General features: G+C 74.3%; 1 protein-coding gene. It reads left to right on the plus strand.

Annotation, left to right across the window (positions count from 1 at the left end; translation table 11 throughout):
• Positions 1–602 (plus strand): SpnB-like Rossmann fold domain-containing protein (locus tag AXW62_RS16915; RefSeq protein ID WP_159060893.1); only part of this gene is annotated, 602 nt, incomplete at both ends.

Consider the following 602-nt stretch of genomic DNA (forward strand, 5'->3'; position numbering starts at 1 on the left):
TGAGCGGAACACGGTGGACGGCTGGCGCTACCAGGTGGTCTGGAAGCCCCTGGCGGCCGTGCCGGAAACGACCCTTGAGGGCACCTGGCTCGTGGCCGTTCCGGAAGCGTGCGGTGACGATGCTCTGGTCGCCAGCGTGCTGGACGGCCTGACCGGGCGCGGTGCGCAGGTGGTGCGCGTGGCCCTCGGGGCGGCGGATGGCCGTGAGGTGATGACGGAGCGGCTGCGTGAGGCGCTCGACGAGGCGCGAGTGGAGCCGTCGGCCGTGGCGGGGGTGTTCTCGCTGCTGGGGCTGGACGAGTCCGCGCACGAGTCCTTCGAGGTGGTCCCGGCCGGACTCGCGGCGACGGTGGGCCTGGTGCAGGCACTGGGCGACGCCGGTGTGGTGGCTCCGCTGTGGTGCGGCACCCGGGGCGCGGTGTCGGTCGGGCGCTCCGACCGGCTGGTGAGCCCGGTCCAGGCGATGGTGTGGGGCCTGGGGCGGATCGTGGAGGCGGAGTACCCCCAGCGCTGGGGTGGCGTGGTGGACCTGCCCGAGACGCTGAACGACCGCGCGCTGCACCGTCTGGCCGGAGTGCTGGCCGGTGCGGAGGGCGAGGACC

It is taken from the genome of Streptomyces hygroscopicus subsp. hygroscopicus (assembly GCF_001553455.1).
Lineage (GTDB): Bacteria > Actinomycetota > Actinomycetes > Streptomycetales > Streptomycetaceae > Streptomyces > Streptomyces hygroscopicus.